Origin of the sequence: Salmonella bongori NCTC 12419, from assembly GCF_000252995.1 — a bacterium.
Taxonomy (GTDB): Bacteria; Pseudomonadota; Gammaproteobacteria; order Enterobacterales; family Enterobacteriaceae; genus Salmonella; species Salmonella bongori.
The window spans coordinates 3,220,618-3,242,270 of record NC_015761.1 but is presented as its reverse complement, the minus strand read 5'-3'; the positions used below and the strand labels follow the sequence as shown (position 1 = coordinate 3,242,270).

Annotated in this window: 16 protein-coding genes and 1 pseudogene; 8 read left to right on the top strand and 9 right to left on the bottom strand. The window is 52.9% G+C overall.

What is annotated here, in order from left to right; all coding sequences use genetic code 11:
- Window positions 1–12: 12 nt before the first annotated feature.
- From SBG_RS22090 to gltB, 3 genes and pseudogenes are all read right to left on the bottom strand, one after another.
- A pseudogene (locus SBG_RS22090) lies at window positions 13–345 on the bottom strand (DUF1016 N-terminal domain-containing protein); the annotation flags it as partial.
- A gap of 207 nt (window positions 346–552) precedes the next feature.
- Window positions 553–1,971, bottom strand: a complete 1,419-nt coding sequence (gltD, locus tag SBG_RS15335; protein WP_000081698.1) for a glutamate synthase subunit GltD — start codon at window positions 1,969–1,971, stop codon at window positions 553–555.
- Between the two features lie 9 nt (window positions 1,972–1,980).
- Window positions 1,981–6,441 carry a glutamate synthase large subunit gene (gene gltB, locus SBG_RS15330; RefSeq protein ID WP_000965004.1) on the bottom strand — a complete coding sequence of 1,487 codons (4,461 nt, stop codon included), beginning with the start codon at window positions 6,439–6,441 and terminating at the stop codon, window positions 1,981–1,983.
- A gap of 670 nt (window positions 6,442–7,111) precedes the next feature.
- Between gltB and SBG_RS15325 the strand changes: the two genes are divergently transcribed.
- The 8 genes from SBG_RS15325 to SBG_RS15290 all read left to right on the top strand — a co-directional run bounded on the left by SBG_RS15325 (window position 7,112) and on the right by SBG_RS15290 (window position 17,221).
- Window positions 7,112–8,041, top strand: a complete 930-nt coding sequence (locus SBG_RS15325; RefSeq protein ID WP_001176874.1) for a TIGR01212 family radical SAM protein — start codon at window positions 7,112–7,114, stop codon at window positions 8,039–8,041.
- A 93-nt stretch (window positions 8,042–8,134) separates the two neighbouring features.
- On the top strand, window positions 8,135–10,477 hold the full coding sequence (gene arcB, locus SBG_RS15320; protein ID WP_000809809.1) for an aerobic respiration two-component sensor histidine kinase ArcB: 2,343 nt from the start codon (window positions 8,135–8,137) through the stop codon (window positions 10,475–10,477).
- A gap of 226 nt (window positions 10,478–10,703) precedes the next feature.
- Entirely contained in the window at window positions 10,704–11,357 is a 654-nt protein-coding gene (gene elbB, locus SBG_RS15315) for an isoprenoid biosynthesis glyoxalase ElbB (protein ID WP_000719816.1), read from the top strand.
- On the top strand, window positions 11,354–12,082 hold the full coding sequence (mtgA, locus tag SBG_RS15310) for a monofunctional biosynthetic peptidoglycan transglycosylase (RefSeq protein ID WP_000044642.1): 729 nt from the start codon (window positions 11,354–11,356) through the stop codon (window positions 12,080–12,082). Before elbB ends, mtgA begins: the two co-directional genes overlap by 4 nt.
- Before the next feature lie 258 nt (window positions 12,083–12,340).
- The gene (locus SBG_RS15305) at window positions 12,341–14,776 is read left to right on the top strand and encodes a T6SS effector phospholipase Tle3 domain-containing protein (protein ID WP_052308283.1); all 2,436 of its coding nucleotides are present in this window, start codon (window positions 12,341–12,343) and stop codon (window positions 14,774–14,776) included.
- Between the two features lie 15 nt (window positions 14,777–14,791).
- Window positions 14,792–15,562, top strand: a complete 771-nt coding sequence (locus tag SBG_RS15300) for a T6SS immunity protein Tli3 family protein (RefSeq protein ID WP_001027765.1) — start codon at window positions 14,792–14,794, stop codon at window positions 15,560–15,562.
- Between the two features lie 67 nt (window positions 15,563–15,629).
- Complete coding sequence (locus SBG_RS15295) at window positions 15,630–16,400, top strand: T6SS immunity protein Tli3 family protein (protein ID WP_001027766.1); 771 nt, start codon at window positions 15,630–15,632, stop codon at window positions 16,398–16,400.
- A gap of 56 nt (window positions 16,401–16,456) precedes the next feature.
- A complete protein-coding gene (locus SBG_RS15290; RefSeq protein WP_001027767.1) occupies window positions 16,457–17,221 on the top strand; it encodes a T6SS immunity protein Tli3 family protein in 765 nt (254 codons plus the stop codon).
- Between the two features lie 131 nt (window positions 17,222–17,352).
- On the opposite strand, the gene npr is transcribed toward SBG_RS15290, so the two are convergent.
- From npr to lptB, 6 genes are all read right to left on the bottom strand, one after another.
- On the bottom strand, window positions 17,353–17,625 hold the full coding sequence (gene npr / locus SBG_RS15285) for a PTS phosphocarrier protein NPr (RefSeq protein ID WP_000216797.1): 273 nt from the start codon (window positions 17,623–17,625) through the stop codon (window positions 17,353–17,355).
- On the bottom strand, window positions 17,622–18,476 hold the full coding sequence (rapZ, locus tag SBG_RS15280) for an RNase adapter RapZ (RefSeq protein WP_000243747.1): 855 nt from the start codon (window positions 18,474–18,476) through the stop codon (window positions 17,622–17,624). The genes npr and rapZ overlap by 4 nt, the downstream gene beginning before the upstream one ends.
- Window positions 18,477–18,521: 45 nt before the next feature.
- Window positions 18,522–19,013, bottom strand: a complete 492-nt coding sequence (gene ptsN, locus SBG_RS15275) for a PTS IIA-like nitrogen regulatory protein PtsN (protein ID WP_000609333.1) — start codon at window positions 19,011–19,013, stop codon at window positions 18,522–18,524.
- 117 nt (window positions 19,014–19,130) lie between these two features.
- Entirely contained in the window at window positions 19,131–19,418 is a 288-nt protein-coding gene (hpf, locus tag SBG_RS15270) for a ribosome hibernation promoting factor (RefSeq protein ID WP_001176589.1), read from the bottom strand.
- Window positions 19,419–19,440: 22 nt separating this feature from the next.
- Entirely contained in the window at window positions 19,441–20,874 is a 1,434-nt protein-coding gene (gene rpoN, locus SBG_RS15265; RefSeq protein WP_000809015.1) for an RNA polymerase factor sigma-54, read from the bottom strand.
- 47 nt (window positions 20,875–20,921) lie between these two features.
- Entirely contained in the window at window positions 20,922–21,647 is a 726-nt protein-coding gene (gene lptB / locus SBG_RS15260; RefSeq protein WP_000224104.1) for an LPS export ABC transporter ATP-binding protein, read from the bottom strand.
- Window positions 21,648–21,653: the final 6 nt, after the last annotated feature.

Below are 21,653 nucleotides of genomic sequence, written 5' to 3'. Positions count from 1 at the left end.
GCATCATGATTTGCGCGTCGTCTCTTGTTCATAAAAGCGGCGGGCATCGTTATCTTTTACCGACAACAGACGCACATAAGCTGACCAGAGAAGAAGGAATGTTTTGGCGAGCGGTATGCTATTAGATTCACCAGACAGTGTCTGCTGAATTTCAATGTGCTGAAAGTAAAGATAAAAAACACGTATTTGGCGCAAATTTCCCGTGAAAAAACCGCGCTTATAGCGCTGACTTAACTCTACCGATAATCGTTCGATAAGCTGAGTACCATAGGCCGCTCGCGCTTCTCCTCCCTGTTCAAATTACTGATATTTATCAGACTGTGGCGCTAAAGTTGGATTCGTCATGTCATCCCTTACGTGATAGTTTCATTGTGAAATTAGAACGCTATCAATACGCCTCAGGCGTAAACGGATCAATCCGTGAACGGATTTTACATGGCATTACATCTCGATTTACGAGCGGGTTTCCAGAACCGGCAGGAGAGATATTGAGGAGAGGAATATCGGCTCCCCAGTCATCAGCACAAGGCATCAACCGGGGAGCCGGAAGGGTTACACTTCGAGGTAGTTCATAATCCCGTCAGCCGCTTGACGGCCTTCGGCAATCGCCGTCACCACCAGATCGGAACCACGCACAATGTCGCCGCCGGCAAAGATTTTCGGGTTGCTGGTCTGGAAAGCATTATCGCTGCGTTCCGGCGCGATAATTCTCCCCTGCGAGTCCAGTTCCACGCTGTGTTTCGCCAGCCATTCCATGCGGTGTGGACGAAAACCAAACGCCATGATCACCGCATCAGCGGGAACCACATGCTCGGAACCGGCGATGATTTCTGCGCGACGACGGCCTTTGGCGTCCGGTTCGCCCATTTTCGTGCGCACCATTTTTACGCCGCTCACTTTGCCGTTGGCATTGACGTCAATGCCCAGCGGTTGAACGTTAAACTGAAATTCGACCCCTTCCTCGCGCGCATTTTTTACTTCACGTCTGGAGCCCGGCATGTTCTCTTCATCACGGCGGTAGGCACAGGTCACGTGCGCGGCACCCTGGCGAACGGAAGTGCGTACACAGTCCATAGCGGTATCGCCGCCGCCAAGCACTACCACGCGTTTGCCTTCCATGCTGACATACGGTTCATTAGTGGTTTCGCCAAACCCCATAATCTGCTTTGTATTCGCGATCAGGAACGGCAGAGCGTCGAACACGCCTTCCGCGTCTTCATTGTCCAGACCACCGCGCATGGACTGATAGGTGCCGACGCCGAGGAACACCGCATCGTACTCCTGCAGTAGATCGTCAAGCTGAACGTCGCGGCCTACTTCGGTATTGAGTTTGAACTCAATGCCCATGCCGGTGAAAATTTCACGGCGGCGGGTCATCACCTCTTTTTCCAGTTTGAAAGCTGGAATACCGAAGGTTAGCAGGCCACCGATCTCCGGGTGGCGGTCAAAGACCACCGCTTTCACGCCGTTGCGGGTGAGCACGTCGGCGCAGGCAAGGCCCGCCGGACCGGCGCCGATAACCGCTACGCGTTTATCGGTTTGCCGCACGCCGGTCATATCCGGACGCCAGCCCATCTCGAACGCTTTGTCGTTGATATAGCGTTCGATATTGCCGATAGTCACTGCGCCGAATTCGTCGTTCAGCGTGCAGGAACCTTCGCATAGCCGGTCCTGTGGACAGACGCGGCCACAAACTTCCGGCAGAGTGTTGGTCTGATGCGACAGCTCGGCAGCTTCAAAAATTCGTCCCTCGTTAGCCAGTTTCAGCCAGTTAGGGATGTAGTTATGTACCGGGCACTTCCACTCGCAGTACGGATTGCCGCACGAGAGGCAGCGATCCGCCTGGGCTTTCGCCTGACCTTCAGAAAAGGGCTCGTAGATTTCCACAAATTCGATTTTGCGGATTTTCAGCGGTTTCTTCGGCGGATCAACGCGCTGCAGGTCGATAAATTGATAAACATTCTGGCTCATTTCAATTCCTTACTGCGCCTGCACGCGCAATTCTGCCGAACTACGACTACGGTGACCCAACAGGGCTTTAACATCGCTGGACTTGGGCTTCACTAACGCGAATTGGGTTGAGAACGTTGCCCACCGGGACAGGATCTCTTCACCGCGCTGGGAACCGGTATGCTGTACATGCTCGGTAATCAGTCCACGCAGGTGCTCTTCGTGGATCGCCAGCGTTTCGACGTCCAGCACTTCAACCAGTTCCGGATTGACGCGTTTACGGAACTCGCCATCTTCGTCCAGTACATAGGCGAAGCCTCCCGTCATCCCCGCGCCGAAGTTAACGCCAGTTTTACCCAGCACACAGACGATGCCGCCGGTCATATATTCACAGCCGTTGTCGCCGATGCCTTCTACCACGGCAATGGCTCCGGAGTTACGTACGCCGAAACGCTCGCCTGCGCGGCCTGCGGCGTACAGACGTCCACCGGTGGCTCCGTACAGGCAGGTGTTACCGATGATGCTTGCTTCATGGCTGCGGAAGGCGGAGCCGACCGGCGGGCGTACAGCAATGAGCCCGCCTGCCATGCCTTTACCGACATAGTCGTTAGCATCGCCAGTCAGGTACAGCTCCACGCCGCCTGCGTTCCACACGCCGAAACTCTGGCCGGCGGTACCGCTAAAGTGCGCTTTGATCGGATCGGCCGCCAGCCCCTGATCGCCGTGTGTCTGTGCGATATAGCCGGACAGCGACGCGCCGACAGAACGATCGGTATTGCGGATATCGAACCAGAAAGTTTTGCTCTGGCGTTCATCGACAAACGGTTTCGCCTGTTGCAGCAACTGCGTATTTAGCACGCCGTTATCAAATGGCGGGTTATTCTCGGTGCAGTACAACGCTTTACCCGGATGAGGTTCAGCGGTTTCCAGTAGACGAGACAGCGCCAGCTTCTGCTGTTTAGCGGTGAAGCCCTCCAGCTCTTTAAGCAGGTCGGTGCGGCCAATCAAATCCACCAGGCGGGTCACGCCAAGCTCGGCCATCAGCTCACGGGTTTCGCGGGCGATAAATTCAAAGTAGTTGGTCACTTTGAACGGCAGGCCGTGATAGTGGTGCTTACGCAGTTTTTCATCCTGCGTCGCTACGCCGGTTGCGCAGTTGTTCAGATGGCAAATACGCAAGTATTTACAGCCCAGCGCCACCATCGGGCCGGTGCCGAAGCCGAAGCTTTCTGCACCGAGAATCGCTGCTTTAATAATGTCTACGCCGGTTTTCAGGCCGCCATCGACCTGTAGGCGGATCTTATGACGTAAGCCGTTGGCGACCAGTGCCTGCTGGGTTTCCACAAGACCCAGTTCCCACGGGCAGCCCGCGTATTTCACCGACGAAAGTGGGCTGGCGCCGGTGCCGCCGTCGTAGCCGGCAATGGTGATGAGGTCCGCGTAGGCTTTCGCCACACCGGTAGCGATGGTGCCGACGCCCGGCTCGGACACCAACTTCACCGATATCATCGCTTTCGGGTTAACCTGTTTCAGGTCAAAAATCAGCTGTGCTAAATCCTCGATAGAATAGATATCATGGTGCGGCGGCGGGGAGATCAACGTTACACCCGGCACTGAATAGCGCAGTTTAGCGATATACGGCGTCACTTTATCGCCCGGTAACTGGCCGCCTTCGCCCGGTTTCGCGCCCTGAGCGACTTTAATCTGGATCACGTCGGCGTTGACCAGGTACGCTGGGGTGACACCAAAGCGGCCAGAAGCGACCTGTTTGATGCGTGACACTTTGTTGGTGCCATAGCGCGCCGGATCTTCTCCGCCTTCGCCGGAGTTGGAGTTACCGCCGAGGCTGTTCATCGCTTCTGCCAGCGCTTCGTGCGCCTCCGGACTTAACGCGCCGATGGACATCGCTGCGGTATCAAAGCGTTTAAACAGCTCACTGGCGGGCTCAACCTCGTCGATAGTCACCGCCTCGCTGTCTGAATTTATCGCCAGTAGATCGCGCAGCGTTGCCGCCGGACGTTCATTGACCAGTTTGGCGTATTCCTGATAATCGCTGTACTCGCCGCTCTGTACTGCCTGTTGCAGGGTACGCACTACATCCGGGTTATAGGCGTGATATTCGCCGCCGTGGACGTACTTCAGCAGGCCGCCCGGGCTAATGGGTTTGCGCGCCAGCCAGGCGCGTTTGGAGAGATTCAGCAGATCCTGCTGGAAGTCATCAAAGCTCGCGCCGCCGATACGGCTGACCACGCCCTGGAAGCACAGATTCACCACGTCATCGTGCAGGCCGACTGCTTCAAATAGTTTTGAACAGCGGTAGGAGGCGATGGTCGAAATGCCCATTTTGGACATGATCTTATACAGACCTTTGTTGATGCCATTACGGTAGTTCTGCATCACGGTACGATAGCTTTTGGCGATCGCCTGGGTATCAATCAGACGGCCCAGTGTTTCGTAGGCCAGGTACGGATAGATGGCCGTCGCACCAAAACCTAACAGTACCGCAAAATGATGCGGGTCGCGGGCGCTTGCGGTTTCTACAATGATATTAGCGTCGCAGCGCAGGCTTTGTTCTACCAGACGCGTCTGCACCGCGCCTACCGCCATCGGTGCGGGTACTGGCAGGCGATTCTTACCAATATTGCGATCCGAGAGGACCAGCAATACGGTACCATTGCGCACCATCTGTTCCGCTTTATTACACAGCGCGTTGACCGTCGCTTCCAGCGTGGTTTCGGTAATATCAAAGGTGATGTCAAGCCAGTCTGCGCGGTAGTGATGCTCGGCCATGGTGGTGAGCTGTTTGAAATCAGAGTACAGCAGAATCGGCGATTTAAAGCTCAGGCGATGGGCCTGACCTTCGGCTTCACAGAAGACGTTCATCTCGCGGCCAATACTGGTCGCCAGCGACATAACATGCGCTTCGCGCAGCGGGTCGATAGGCGGGTTGGTCACCTGTGCGAACTGCTGGCGGAAATAGTCATAAATAATACGCGGCTGGCTGGAAAGTACGGCAAACGGGGTATCGTCTCCCATCGAACCGACCGCTTCCTGGCCGTTTTCGCCCAGTACACGGATAATTGAGTCCAGCTCTTCGGCGCTGTAGTTAAACTGTTTCTGATAGCTGGCCAGCAGATCGTCGTCCAGCTCGCGGCTGCCCACGTCTTCATCAGGCAGATCTTCAAATGGCACCAGACGGCGGACGTTCTTTTCCATCCACGCTTTATAGGGATGACGGCTTTTCAGATCGTCATCGGTTTCCGCTGAGTGCAGGATACGCCCGCTGCGGGTATCAATGACCATCAGCTCGCCGGGCCCGACACGGCCTTTTTCCACTACTTCATCCGGCTGATAATCCCAGATGCCGACTTCAGAGGCGCAGGTGATCAGCTTGTCTTTGGTAATGACATAGCGTGCCGGGCGCAGGCCGTTACGGTCGAGATTGCAGGCGGCGAAGCGCCCGTCGGACATGACGATGCCCGCCGGGCCGTCCCACGGCTCCATATGCATGGAGTTAAAGTCGAAGAAAGCGCGCAAATCCGGGTCCATATCCGGGTTGTTCTGCCAGGCGGGCGGCACCAGCAGACGCATGGCGCGGATGATGTCCATCCCGCCTGCCAGCAGCAGTTCCAGCATGTTGTCCAGCGAGCTGGAGTCCGATCCGGTTTCGTTAACAAACGGCGCGGCGGACTGTAGGTCCGGGATTAACGGCGTCTGGAATTTATAGGTACGGGCACGCGCCCACTGGCGATTGCCGGTGATGGTATTGATTTCGCCATTATGCGCCAGATAGCGAAACGGTTGCGCCAGCGGCCAGCGTGGCACGGTATTAGTTGAGAAACGCTGGTGGAACAAGCAAATGGCGGATTCCAGACGTAGATCTGCAAGGTCCAGGTAGAAGCGGGGCAGATCCGCCGGCATACACAGGCCTTTATAGATGTTAACCAGGTTTGACAGGCTACACACGTAGAAGTCTTTATCTTCCTGCAGGCGTTTTTCAATGCGGCGACGAGCGATGAAAAGCCGGCGTTCCATATCGCGCGGCCGCCAGCCCGCCGGAGCGTTGACAAAAATTTGCTCAATACGCGGCAGGGAGGAGAGGGCAATGTCACCGAGCACGCCTTCATTGGTCGGCACGTCGCGCCAGCCCACAATTGACAGCGTTTCCTGTTGTAACTCTTCTTCAACAATGCGACGTGCGGCGGCAGCCAGTTCAGGATCTTTATTCAAAAAAATCATCCCGACGGCGTAGTTTTTAGCTAAGCGCCAGCCGCGCTCTTCGGCAACGATGCGAAAGAAACGGTCAGGTTTTTGTAATAACAAGCCGCAACCGTCGCCGGTTTTACCGTCGGCAAGGATCGCGCCACGGTGTTGCATCCGGGCCAGCGCGTGTATGGCGGTACGCACTACCTTGTGGCTAGGTTCGCCTTCTATGTGGGCGATCAGGCCGAAACCACAGTTATCCTTCTCAAGGGATTTATCGTACAACATATCAGTGAACCTCCCCAGGCTCTACGGGACGCTCTCCCAACCGATCGATAACGCGCAGGCACAGCAAGAGCATGGCGACGGGGCTGGCGCATCATACGCTTACCTCGCATTCGCCCTCTTTTGTCCTTTTCGCATTGGTAAATACGGTTAAGAGGGAATCTCAATTACTGCATAAATATGATGAGCAGACGACTCATCCAGAAAGCTTCCAGCGGATCCCCAACTTATCGGGAATCCACACCCAGGTCAAATGGCAAACTTATTTGTGCAAAAATGTGCTATAGCACAGATAACTTTTTTAAATGATTGAAATTAAGGATTTTTCTAGAAAAGATGACCAAAGGGACGTGGCGGAAGGGCGGTGATCTGCTTCACTATAAGCATCACTTGTCAGGCCTTATCTGACCTTACTTTTATAAAAATCTTAGCATTTTATGCTGGATTTACGCATAAGCGGTATTTGATGCTACTGTTTTATCCGCGGAGTTTAAGACGACGAAAAAAACAGGAATATCAGAAAAAATATTACCGTTTAAATGAATGAAATAGCGGTTATTGTGCTTGTTTATGCAATAAATAAAGCCATCCCGGGCGATTGATCCAGGTCATCGCCAACGGAGGCTAAAAATGGCAGGCTTTGGCCTCTTTTTAAGAGGCGGTCTATCAGATTATGCAGTTACAGAAATTAGTCAATATGTTTGGCGGGGATCTTTTACATCGATATGGGCAAAAGGTTCATAAGCTGACGCTTCATGGCGGTTTTAGCTGCCCTAATCGCGATGGCACTATCGGCCGCGGCGGCTGCACTTTCTGTAATGTCGCCTCTTTTGCCGATGAGGCGCAGCAGCATCGCTCGATTGCCGAACAACTCGCGCATCAGGCGCATCTGGTGAACCGCGCGAAACGCTATCTGGCCTATTTCCAGGCTTATACCAGTACCTTTGCGGAAGTGCAGGTACTTCGTTCCATGTATCAGCAGGCCGTTAGCCAGGCCAGTATCGTAGGATTATGTGTCGGTACGCGGCCCGATTGCGTTCCGCAGGCGGTAGTAGATTTACTGTGTGAATATAAAGATCAAGGCTACGAGGTGTGGCTGGAGCTGGGACTGCAAACCGCACACGATAAAACGTTGCGCCGTATTAATCGCGGTCATGACTTCGCCTGTTATCAGCGTACTGCCCGGCTTGCCCGTGAACATGGGCTGAAAGTATGCGCGCATCTGATTGTGGGGCTGCCGGGTGAGGGGCAAAGCGAATGCTTGCAAACGCTAACTCGCGTCGTGGAGACGGGTGTGGACGGCATAAAACTGCACCCGCTGCATATCGTCAAAGGCAGTATTATGGCGAAAGCCTGGGAGGCGGGGCGGCTGAACGGCATCGCGCTGGACGATTACACGCTAACGGCAGGCGAGATGATCCGTCATACGCCGCCGGAGGTGATTTATCACCGTATTTCCGCCAGCGCACGCCGTCCGACGCTACTCGCTCCACTGTGGTGCGAGAATCGCTGGACGGGGATGGTTGAGTTGGACAAATACCTGAATGAGCATGGCGTACAGGGCTCTGCGCTGGCCCGTCCCTGGACACCACCCATAGCGTAGCGTGATGAGGGGAACTACGCATATTTCGCACAATATTCAACGCGATTCTCATAATTGGGTATTATGTGCGAAGTTGTGGTGAAGGAATCCTCTATGAAGCAAATTCGTATGCTGGCGCAGTACTATGTAGACCTGATGATGAAGCTGGGTCTGGTGCGCTTTTCCATGCTCCTGGCGCTGGCGCTGGTCGTGCTGGCGATTGTCGTACAGATGGCGGTGACTATGGTGTTGCATGGTCAGGTCGAAAGTATCGACGTTATCCGCTCTATCTTTTTTGGTCTGCTCATTACGCCCTGGGCGGTCTATTTCCTGTCAGTGGTTGTGGAACAACTGGAGGAGTCAAGGCAGCGGCTGTCGCGCCTGGTACAAAAGCTGGAAGAGATGCGTGAGCGCGATCTCAAGCTTAACGTACAGTTGAAGGACAATATTGCCCAGCTTAATCAGGAAATTGCCGATCGCGAAAAAGCGGAAGCGGAGCTGCATGAGACATTTGAACAGCTAAAAGTAGAAATTAAAGAGCGTGAAGAGGCGCAAATCCAGCTCGAACAGCAATCTTCTTTTCTGCGCTCATTTCTCGACGCCTCACCGGATTTGGTTTTTTATCGTAATGAGGATAAAGAATTTTCCGGCTGTAACCGCGCAATGGAATTGCTCACCGGCAAAAGCGAAAAACAGCTGGTACATTTGAAGCCGGAAGATGTGTACTCTCCCGAAGCGGCGGAGAAAGTCATTGAAACTGATGAAAAAGTATTCCGCCATAACGTCTCTCTGACCTACGAACAGTGGCTGGATTATCCGGACGGACGGAAAGCCTGCTTTGAAATTCGTAAAGTGCCTTATTACGACCGAGTCGGTAAACGCCATGGCCTGATGGGATTTGGCCGTGATATTACCGAGCGTAAGCGCTATCAGGATGCGCTTGAACGCGCCAGCCGCGACAAGACGACGTTTATCTCGACGATCAGCCATGAACTGCGTACCCCGCTTAACGGCATCGTTGGTTTAAGCCGCATCCTGCTGGATACCGATCTGACCGCCGAACAGGAAAAATACCTCAAGACGATCCATGTTTCCGCCGTGACATTAGGGAATATTTTCAATGATATCATTGACATGGATAAAATGGAGCGCCGTAAAGTTCAACTTGATAATCAACCTGTTGATTTCACCAGTTTTATGGCGGATCTGGAAAACCTGTCCGGTCTGCAGGCGCAGCAAAAAGGGCTGCGTTTTGTGCTTGAGCAAACGCTGCCGTTACCGCATAAAGTTATCACCGACGGCACGCGTTTGCGCCAGATTCTGTGGAATCTGATCAATAACGCGGTGAAGTTTACCCAGCAGGGCCAGGTTACGGTGCGGGCGCGCTATGATGAAGGCGATATTCTGCATTTTGAAGTCGAGGACTCCGGGATCGGCATTCCGCAGGATGAGCAGGATAAAATTTTTGCCATGTATTATCAGGTGAAAGACAGTCATGGCGGTAAACCGGCAACCGGCACCGGTATTGGGCTGGCGGTCTCGCGTCGGCTGGCGAAAAATATGGGCGGCGATATTACCGTCTCCAGCCAGCCGGGTAAGGGATCAACTTTTACGCTGACGGTTCATGCGCCAGCGGTAGCAGAAGAGGTGGAGGATGCCTTTGATGAAGACGACATGCCGTTGCCTGCGCTGCATGTTTTGCTGGTCGAAGATATCGAACTGAATGTGATTGTGGCGCGTTCGGTGCTGGAAAAACTGGGTAACAGTGTGGATGTCGCAATGACCGGAAAGGCGGCGCTGGAGATGTTTGCGCCGGGCGAATACGATCTGGTTCTACTGGATATCCAGTTACCGGATATGACGGGCCTGGATATCGCCAGAGAACTTACCCGTCGTCATACGCGGGAAGATCTGCCGCCGCTGGTGGCGCTCACGGCTAATGTCCTGAAAGATAAAAAAGAGTATCTGGATGCAGGTATGGACGATGTGCTGAGTAAGCCGCTGTCGGTGCCAGCCTTAACCGCGATGATTAAAAAATTCTGGGATGCTACCGATACCGATAAAGAGGAGAGTACCGTGACGCCTGAAGAGAGCGATAAAGCACAAGCGCTGCTGGATATTCCGATGCTGGAACAGTATATCGAACTGGTCGGGCCTAAATTGATCACTGACGGTCTCGCGGTGTTTGAAAAAATGATGCCAGGCTATCTGAGCGTACTGGAGTCCAATCTGACGGCGCGTGACAAAAAAGGGGTTGTTGAGGAAGGACACAAGATTAAAGGGGCAGCGGGCTCGGTAGGGCTGCGTCACCTGCAACAGCTCGGTCAGCAAATCCAGTCGCCGGATCTCCCTGCCTGGGAAGATAACGTCGCTGAATGGATTGAAGAGATGAAGCAGGAGTGGCAGCACGATGTCGCGGTGCTGAAAGCCTGGGTGGCAAACGCTGAAAAAAAATGACCCCGGTTTGACCGGGGTGCGCGAATACTGCGCCAACACCAGGGAAATCGCGGCTGCGCCGTACTTATTATGATGATTTAAAAGGCACAGCCCCATTTTCAGGCCGCACGCAGTTAAGATAGCAAATCCTAAATGATTTGTTACATGAATCATTTAAATGTGTGAAGCGTAGCATTTTAATCAAAATTCTTAATGGGCTTGAGTTGGTTGCAGGAGGATGTTCACCATGAAAAAAATTGGCGTAGTGCTTAGCGGATGCGGTGTCTATGACGGCGCCGAAATTCATGAAGCTGTTCTGACGCTGTTGGCGATTGCTCGCAGTGGCGCGCAGGCTGTCTGCTTTGCGCCGGATAAACCGCAAGCGGATGTCATTAATCATCTGACCGGCGAGACGATGGCGGAAACGCGTAACGTCCTGATTGAGGCGGCGCGTATTACGCGAGGCGAGATTCGTCCGCTGGCCCAGGCTCAGGCAGAGGAACTGGATGCGCTGATTGTGCCGGGCGGTTTCGGCGCAGCGAAGAACCTGAGCAATTTTGCCCGCCAGGGGAGAGAATGCCGGGTGGATAGCGATGTCGTCGCGCTGGCGAAGGCCATGCATCAGGCAGGTAAACCGCTGGGATTCATCTGTATCGCGCCCGCGCTGTTGCCGAAAATATTTGACTTCCCGCTACGTCTGACGATAGGGACGGATATTGATACTGCTGAAGTGCTTGAAGAAATGGGCGCCGAACACGTGCCTTGTCCGGTGGATGATATTGTTGTGGATGAAGATAATAAGGTCGTGACCACTCCAGCCTATATGCTGGCGCAGGATATCGTCCAGGCGGCAAGTGGCATCGATAAATTAGTGTCGCGCGTGCTGGTTCTGGCGGAATGAGCAAACGCCGCATCGCGCCGTTAACGTTTTTGCGCCGTCTTTTTTTACGCATCTTTGTCGCGCTCGCCCTCTTTTGGGGCGGCGGCATCGCGTTGTTTAGCGTGGTTCCGGTGCCTTTTTCGGCGGTAATGGTGGAACGGCAGATTAGCGCCTGGCTCGGCGGAGAGTTCGGTTACGTCGCGCATTCTGAGTGGGTCAGTATGGCGGATATCTCACCGTGGATGGGATTGGCGGTTATTGCGGCGGAAGACCAGAAGTTCCCTGAACACTGGGGCTTTGATGTTCCGGCGATTGAAAAAGCGCTGGCGCACAATGAGCGGAATGAGAGCCGGATACGCGGGGCTTCTACGCTTTCTCAGCAAACGGCGAAAAATCTCTTTTTATGGGATGGCCGCAGTTGGGTACGCAAAGGCCTGGAGGCCGGCCTGACGCTGGGCATTGAGACCGTCTGGAGCAAAAAGCGTATCCTCACGGTTTATCTGAATATCGCGGAGTTTGGCGATGGTATTTTTGGCGTGGAGGCCGCGGCCCGGCGTTATTTTAATAAGCCCGCCAGCCGCTTAACAATGTCCGAAGCCGCATTGCTGGCGGCGGTACTGCCAAATCCGTTACGCTATAAGGCGAATGCGCCTTCCGGCTATGTGCGTAGTCGGCAGGCGTGGATTATGCGCCAGATGCGCCAGTTAGGTGGTGAATCGTTTATGCGGGAAAGTAAGCTGTATTAAGCGGTGAACTCAGGCCTGATAAGCATAGCGCTATTAGGCTTGTGTAGTTCAACATGTAATCTAATAAAATGAATGGAGTATATATTTCAGACTTCTTGTGAAGCGATGTCGTGAGTTTTTCACAACCCTCTGTTTACTAAATGTATTCCGAATTTAAGTCATATCACCTGGATCTCACTTCTTTACCGTTCCGCCCGGCGTATGGTGTGTTTCACAAACGAAATCGCTAATGCCAGCAATAAAGGAATTGGTATCAGTATGGTGACCATTAACATCAATGGATTAACGTTATGTCACAAAGGCAGTGATGGCGTCAGCCATAATACCCTGCCGGATGTCTGCAAAACGCCGCCTTTTGGGGTTCCCGTCGCGTATGAAAATGAGGCCTATTCAGCCGATCTGGTAAAAGGCACGGTCAGTGTGTCTGCGGACGGCGGCAATATGATAGCTAACATGGGGTCGCAGTTTGCCCGCAGCGTGCTCGACGAAGCGGGCAGCATGGGCGGCGTGAATTCTGGGACGAATAAAGCCGAAACAGAGTGGATATCCCATTCGTTCGATGTCTTTTTTGAGGGAAAACCTGCGTGCCGCCTGACGGATAAACTGTTTATGAACCACGGGAATACGGTCAACATGGCGGGCCTGATGCAAGGATATCTTCCTCCTTTACCGGAGCTGGAAGATGAGTCATATATACCGCCGTGGAGAGATGAGAACAACGACGAAGACGAAGGCAAAGATAAAAAATCAGCCATGCCATGTATTGTCATTCTGGTACATGGTGTGAATGACGTGGGAGAAGCCTACCAGAACCAGGATACCGGAATATGCGCCGGATTGAATGAACGGCTGGGACGCACCGATCTACACCCGCATTCGTGGAATGCAGAAGAGTTTATGATTACGGATGTAAAGGATAACGTTGCCCGTTCACCCATTATTCCTTTCTACTGGGGATATAAACCGGTAGATAAAACCACATGGGAAGCCGATCAGAAGCGATACCGGAATGAATTACGCGAAAAACGGAATAAAACCGATCTGCCTTACGATACGTACCGGCAGGACGATGAAAAAATCCGCCATGCTCATAACGACGCAAATATCGATAACCTGAACAACTGGCTGGATAAAAAAGCGCATGCCAAAGGCGGTGGCACGTTCGCCAACGCCACCACTAATATTCCCGATATGTTCGGGCCGGGGGCTAACGGCGTGGCGCTGGATGTGGTCGGGGCGATATCCCGCTCGAAGATGAACGACGGCGACTGGAGCCACCCGATTTATGCTAACCCGCACCGTATTTACCAGGCCTATGCCGCACGACGGCTGGCGGATTTGATTATTGCCATTCGCCAAAAACCTGCCACTCAATTTGATACCATCAATATTGTCGCCCACAGCCAGGGCACCATCGTCACCATGCTGGCAAACTTGTGGGTAAAAGCGGAAGGATTTGCCCCTGTGGACTGTGTGATCCTCAATAATTCGCCCTACTCTCTGGAAAATCGCTGGCTGGAAAACGCCCAGCCAGGCAACCAGCAGACGGATAAAGCACGCCAGCAGACTCTGGCGCACTTTTGCCAGGTTATGGGCGATAACGCCCGGTATAACGGTGGTCAGTCACACAGCGCAGACGATACCGAACAGTTATTCAATCAGGGTTGCCTGTCAGACAGCGGGAAGGATAAATGGGGCGCGGCAACCTACAACCGTAATAATTTCGGGCTGGTCCACAACTATTTCTGCCCCAACGACCAGGTGGTGTCTATGCTGCCGGTTCAGGGGATGGGCTGGCGCGGCATCCCGGATAACATCAGCACGCAGACAAAGGGAAATTTACGCCAGCGGGTCTTCTGCAAGGATGTCAGCGTCGGTGATAAGACTGGTTATCACTTTGTGATGCCGGAAGCGAAACAGAATGATCCCAAAATCCCGCCTCAGGATGTGAAATACACATACCAGGATGTTACCGTCAGCGGCGCGGTGCTGCCGGAACCCTTCGTGTTTGAGCTTCAGGGGCAAAACGAAGGCTACAAAGCCCCTCTGGCGGGTAATGACCCGGACATCGCCAGGGCGGCAAGAAAAGCAGAAGATTTCCGGGAGGAGATGCTGGACGTGCCGGATACGGCGGCGTTCCGCTACCTGCGTAACGGCCAGGCACTGAATGAGACGCAGCTTGCCGAACTGAGCGCACATTACCGGATGGAAATTGTCAGTGGTCGGGGGGAAGGGGATTACGGTCCGTCACAGCAACTGAGAGTAAGGCGTTATGCAAATGACGACGAACTGGATGTGGTGGCAAATTATAAAGCGACTTACAGCCAGCACTCGTCAGTGGTGTGCAACCCGAATGTACAGGTGCGGGCAGTGCCGTATGACCTGGCGATCGGGAGTACCGAGGCGTTTTCAGATGAAGTGTTCTGGAAGAGCTTGTTACTACAGGCAGACTGGCGCAGACCGGAAAATCCAGATGAAGCTGCGAAAAAATATTACGCTGGGGGTGTCCTGCCAAGAGTAATCAAGCCAATGATGAACAAGCCCGAAACGGGTGAAAAACCCATGCCAACAGGAAAAAATGGCGTGGTGAATGATTATGGTCCACGCCAGAAAATGAAGCCGGGTAACAAACGGGATATGGAAAACCAGATGGTGGATAACCTCCAGTGGGACATGCCGGAGCCACAGGTCTGAACAGGAAGGTCAGAAATGAACATAACACACGTTATCGCTATCACACTGGGTATCGGCCTGCTGACGGCGTGCCACGCAGATAACCGCAAATCACGGAAACCGCCCGTACAGGTGGTTTACCGGTTTGACGACCACCGTTATCTGGAGCTGGAGGGTTTTTATTGTGAAGGCGCACTCTGGTACAACGATACGCAGAGGGGGATCAGGGCTGAAGTGGTGGCGCGCGATACACCTGTTTTCAGAGTTTCAACGTTCACATATATCCATCCATCGGGTAAGTATATTGCCATTCCCTGGGATGATATATCGGGATTTTTGATTTCCCGTAATTACGGTCAGACCTGGGGAACGGCACGATTCACTCCCGGAGGGGGAGCGAAACGTTATGGCAGTTGGCCTCCTCTTCGCGAAACCATTGACTCCTTCACCGTCGTCAACGACCAGGGTTTTCTGCTGACAAAGCAGGGCGATCTGTATATCAGTTCAAAACCCTTTGACGATCCCCGTCTTCAGCCGGGTGGGGAAGGTATTCCTTACTCATACCGTAATTCACGGGGAGAACAAAAACATGCTCGTTTAATGCCCGGATATTCAGGGATGGACTGGGGATGGGAATACATCTCCTGGAATTCGCTTAATGATGCGGATCCGTGGACTATTTTTGCTTATAAGCCTAACTGGCAGGGTATCCCCAATAAAGTCCCGGAGGTTAAAAACTACACCGGCTGGGATCATATGCGCTGCGACCCGGATTTGGGTCTGCCCGCATCAGAGCGTGGAAAATAAGTGAACGATTATTCGTAACCTCCGGTGGGATATGCCGGAGCCACAGGTCTGAACAGGAAGGTCAGAAATGAACATAACACACGTTATCGCTATCACGCTGGGTATCAGCCTGCTGACGGCATGCCACGCAGATAACCGCAAATCACGGAAACCGCCCGTACAGGTGGTTTACCGGTTTGACGACCACCGTTATCTGGAGCTGGAGGGTTTTTATTGTGAAGGCGCACTCTGGTACAACGATACACAGAAGAGGATCAGGGCTGAAGTGGTGGCGCGCGATACACCTGTTTTCAGAGTTTCAACGTTCACATATATCCATCCATCGGGTAAGTATATTGCCATTCCCTGGGATGATATATCGGGATTTTTGATTTCCCGTAATTACGGTCAGACCTGGGGAACGGCACGATTCACTCCCGGAGGGGGAGCGAAACGTTATGGCAGCGATCGGCCTGTGCGTGAAAATGTTGACTCCTTCACCGTCGTCAACGACCAGGGTTTTCTGCTGACAAAGCAGGGCGATCTGTATATCAGTTCAAAACCCTTTGACGATCCCCGTCTTCAGCCGGGTGGGGAAGGTATTCCTTACTCATACCGTAATTCACGGGGAGAACAAAAACATGCTCGTTTAATGCCCGGATATTCAGGGATGGACTGGGGATGGGAATACATCTCCTGGAATTCGCTTAATGATGCGGATCCGTGGACTATTTTTGCTTATAAGCCTAACTGGCAGGGTATCCCCAATAAAGTCCCGGAAGTTAAAAACTACACCGGCTGGGATCATATGCGCTGCGACCCGGATTTGGGATTGCCCGCATCAGAGCGTGGAAAATAAGTGGTAACCTCCGGTGGGATATGCCGGAGCCACAGGTCTGAACAGGAAGGTCAGAAATGAACATAACACATGTTATCGCTATCACGCTGGGTATCAGCCTGCTGACGGCATGCCACGCAGATAACCGCAAATCACGGAAACCGCCCGTACAGGTGGTTTACCGGTTTGACGACCACCGTTATCTGGAGCTGGAGGGCTTCTATTGCCAGGGTGGGCTGGTTTATGTGGATACTCAAAGAGATATTCGCTCCCGGATTTATGATGTCTCTGATGGTTATCGTATTTTTACGAAAACATTTATTCACCCATCTGAGCGTTATATCGCCATTATGTCCTATGAAGCTGGCGCATTCACCGTTTCAAAAGATTATGGGCAAACCTGGGGCGTTGCCAGCTATTCCCCCGGAGGGGGAGCAAAACGTTATGGCAGTTGGCCTCCTCTTCGCGAAACCATCGACTCCTTCACCGTTGTCAACGACCAGGGTTTTCTGCTGACAAAGCAGGGCGATCTGTATATCAGTTCAAAACCCTTTGACGATCCCCGTCTTCAGCCGGGTGGGGAAGGTATCGATTATGTTTATGACGGAGAAAAGCATCATCTGCGCCCGAGGAATAATGGCACCAACGATAACAGCTACTGGGGGAAAAATTATACCTCATGGGCATCAGCAAGTGGGCCAAATGCGTGGTTAACTTTTTCAGAAGAAACAAACTGGCAGGGCATTCCCAATAAAGTCCCGGAGGTTAAAAACTATACCGGCTGGGATCATATGCGCTGCGATCCGGATTTGGGATTGCCCGCATCAGAGCGTGGGAAATAGATGGGCGGCATTCGTCTGCTATCCATAGCCGAGCCCCCTTTATCCCACAAATTTATCAACTGACGGCCTACAGCTATTTGATATTCAGGTCGCATTTTTTGAGTATCCTTACAGGGTGAAAAGAGAAAGGGCTAATCTTCGTCGAAACCGGAATTGAACAGAGCGATAACCGCTGCCAGCGCTTCAACTTCTTGCGGGCCGGTGGCTTCAATTTCTATCTGACGCCCTTTGGCGGAGTCGAGCATTAACAGCGCGATGACGCTGTTCGCTTCCGCTTCGGTGCCTTCGTCATTACGTAAGAGTACCTCAGCGTCAAAACCCTGCATCAGTTCGAAAAGCTTCATGGCAGGCCGGGCGTGCATGCCCAGCTTATTGGTGACTTCAACAGTTTGCTTTACGGTCATGTTTTGCGTTTTTCCAGCGTGCGATGGCGAGACTGGACGTTTTTACCGCGCGAACGGAAGTAGTCTGCCAGCTGTTCTGCAATATACACCGAACGGTGTTTCCCGCCGGTACAACCGATAGCGACAGTAAGGTAACTGCGGTTGTTGGTCTCCAGCATTGGTAACCATAGCTCAAGATAACTGCGAGTCTGATAGATAAAATTGTGAACTTCTGTGTGCCGGTCAAGAAATGCGGCAACCGGTTTATCAAGCCCGGTCATGGGGCGCAGTTTTGGGTCCCAGTGCGGGTTGGGCAGAAAGCGGACATCGAACACATAGTCCGCATCAATCGGGATACCGTGTTTGAAGCCGAAGGATTCAAATACCATTGTCAGCTCGCGCTCGCGTTTACCCAGCAGACGGGTACGCAGCATTTCGGCCAGCTCATGGACGGACATTTCCGAGGTGTCGACGATCAGATCCGCACGTGAGCGCAGCGGCTCCAGCAGATCGCTCTCTTTATCAATCGCACTCTCTAAAGAAAGATTTTTGCTGGAAAGCGGATGTAAACGGCGTGTGTCGCTATAACGGCGAATCAGGGTATTGCGATCGGCATCAAGAAACAGTAATTGTGGCGAGAAGGCATCGGGTAGGTTATTCATCGCCTGTTCAAAAATCTCAGGCGATTCAGGCATATTGCGCACATCAATGCTGACGGCGGCAGAAATCTGGCGATCGGCCAGCGTTCGCGCCAGATCGGGCAACAGCACAACGGGAAGGTTATCCACGCAGTAAAAACCCATATCTTCCAGCGCGCGCAGAGCGACAGATTTACCTGATCCGGAACGCCCGCTGACGATCATCAGTACCATGTACCGTTTCTCCTCACAACGACAGAAAAAAATGCCATTGAGTTGTTATTCCTCATTCTGCTCACCTTCGGTGTCAGTAATGATTTGATACAGCTCTTCGTCACTCAGCGCCGCGCGCAGGCGGCGGCAGATCGTTTTATCCGCCAGACGCTTCGCGACCAGCGACAGTGTGTGCAGATGCGTTTTAGTCTGGTCGGCTGGCACCAGGAGGGCGAAGAGGAGATCGACCGGCTGGTTGTCGATGGCGTCGAACGCAATAGGTGTTTCGAGCTGAACGAATACGCCGACGGCGCGTAAGGTATCTTCTTCCAGTTTTCCATGCGGGATAGCGATACCATTACCAATACCGGTACTGCCCATTTTTTCGCGTGTCAGAATGGCTTCAAACACGACCTGTGGAGGTAAACTGAGCTGTTTTGCCGCCAGTTCGCTGATGATTTCCAGCGCGCGTTTCTTACTCTGACAGTGAACGCCACTACGCGTACACTCCTGGTTAAGTACACTGCTCAGTTGTAGAGTCGTATCGTTATTTATCATAATTTCACCTAAGAACCTGTCCTGTCAGGTTGATGGCCAGGTTCGGAGCGCTAACTGTACAAATGGCCCGTTGTGCCGCACAACAGGCCGTCCTGCACTGGCTAACTGCCCGGACAATTAATGTTGTTTCAGTTTATCTTTATGCCTGGTTAGCTGCCTTGCCAGTTTGTCAATCAAACCGTCAATGGCGGCATACATATCCTGACCTTCTGCGCTGGCGTGAATTTCACCGCCGTTAACGTGTAGTGTTGCATCCGAGATGTGCGTAACTTTCTCCACTTTCAACACTACATATACCTGGTTAATCCGCTCAAAATACTGTTCAAGTTTGGCGAATTTTGTCGTCACAAACTCACGCAGGGCTTCAGTAATTTCGACGTTATGTCCGGTGATATTGAGCTGCATAGTGTCTTCCTTATCGGTTGGGTCAAACCAGCTGTTTGCGTTGGTTTGACGGCGGAATGGATAAAGACTCTCGGTACTTCGCAACAGTGCGGCGCGCCACCATGATACCCTGTTCTGACAGCAGAGAGGTTAACTTACTGTCGCTCAGCGGTTTCGCGGGGTTTTCCGCCGCAATTAACTTCTTCACCAACGCACGGATGGCGGTGGAAGAGGCTTCGCCTCCGCCTTCGGTATTGACGTGGCTGGAAAAGAAATACTTGAGTTCAAAAATGCCGCGTGGACTGTGCAGATACTTCTGCGTGGTCACGCGGGAGATGGTGGATTCGTGCATCTCGACGGCCTGGGCGATATCCGCCAGTACCATCGGTTTCATATATTCTTCGCCCTGCTCAAAAAAGGCCTGCTGTTGCTCCACGATGCAGCGGCTAACGCGCAGCAACGTATCGTTACGGCTCTCAAGGCTTTTTATCAGCCATTTCGCATCTTGTAAATTACTGCGAATAAACTGGCTGTCGGCGTCGTTGCGCGCGTTGTTGCACAGAGCAGCATAGTGCTGATTAATCTGTAAACGTGGAATGCTGTCGCTATTAAGTTCTACCGTCCAGCGACCATTATGCTTGCGAACCAGTACGTCCGGGATAATATACTCCGGTTCACCGGTCTGGATCGACTGACCGGGTCTGGGATCGAGCGATTGAATCAGGTTTACCGCCTCTTTCAGTACGTCTTCTTTCAGGCGGGTAACACGCATCAGCGTGCGGAAGTCGTGGTTGGCCAGCAGATCAAGATGATCGCAGATAATGAGCCGTGCCTCTTCCAGCCACGGCGTGGACTTGTCGAACTGTGAAAGCTGAATCAGCAGGCAGTCGCGAAGATCTTTCGCCGCAACGCCTACGGGATCGAAGCGCTGAATACGCTTCAGAACGGCCTCGACCTCATCAAGATCAATCTCTTCATCGCCCATGCTTTCGAGAATGTCATCCAGCGAGACGGTGAGATAACCGGTTTCATCTACCGCATCGACAATAGATGTTGCAATAGCGCGATCGGTATCCGAGAAGGGTGTCAGTTCAACCTGCCACATCAGATAATCCTGCAACGACAGCGTCGTTTCGCCTTGATACACGGGTAATTCATCGTCGATATAATCGCCGCTGGGGCCGGACGGCGTCCCGGCGGTATAAATTTCATCCCAACTGGCGTCAAGCGGCAGCTCTTCTGGCATCTCTTTTTGTTCGAGCGCGTCTGCGGTATCGAGAGGATCGTTATCCTGAGGTTGCTGAGTGTCGATTTCGTCATGAAGATCGGTTTGCTCAAGCAGCGGGTTATTTTCCAGCGCTTGCTGAAGCTCTTGCTGAAGTTCCAGCGTAGACAACTGCAACAGACGGATGGCCTGTTGTAGCTGAGGCGTCATCGCCAGTTGTTGGCTAAGCCTGAGTTGCAAACCTTGCTTCATATTCAGAGTCGTTTTCTCCCGCTAGAGCAGCATAGTCCTCTACCCTATCAGAGTCTGAAGTCTTCCCCAAGATATACACGCTTAACGTGTTCGTCTTGCAGGATTTCTGTCGGCGTACCGTGGGCAATAAGATGGCCCTGGCTCACGATATAGGCGCGTTCACAGACTGCCAGCGTTTCACGGACGTTATGGTCGGTGATCAACACGCCGAGTCCGCTATCGCGCAGATGCTCGATGATGCGTTTAATGTCGATAACGGAAATCGGGTCAACGCCGGCAAAGGGTTCATCCAGCAGGATAAATTTGGGATTGGCGGCCAGCGCGCGGGCAATTTCTACACGACGGCGTTCACCGCCGGACAACGCTTGTCCCATGCTGTCGCGCAGATGCTCGATATGGAACTCTTCCATCAGCTCGTTAGCGCGGTCTTCTCGCTGTTCCGCGGTCAAATCGTCACGAATTTGCAGTACCGCCATCAGATTATCAAACACGCTAAGCCGGCGGAAAATCGAGGCTTCCTGCGGCAAATAGCCGATACCGCGGCGTGCACGCGCGTGCAGCGGCAGCAGACTGATATCCTCATCATCGATGATGATATTGCCTGCGTCACGCGGCACAATACCAACGACCATATAAAAAGTTGTGGTTTTACCCGCGCCGTTCGGACCGAGCAGACCGACGATTTCCCCGGAGTTGACGGTCAGACTGACATCTTCTACCACGCGGCGGCCTTTATAGGCCTTCGCCAGATTCTTTGCAGTTAATGTTGCCATAACGAA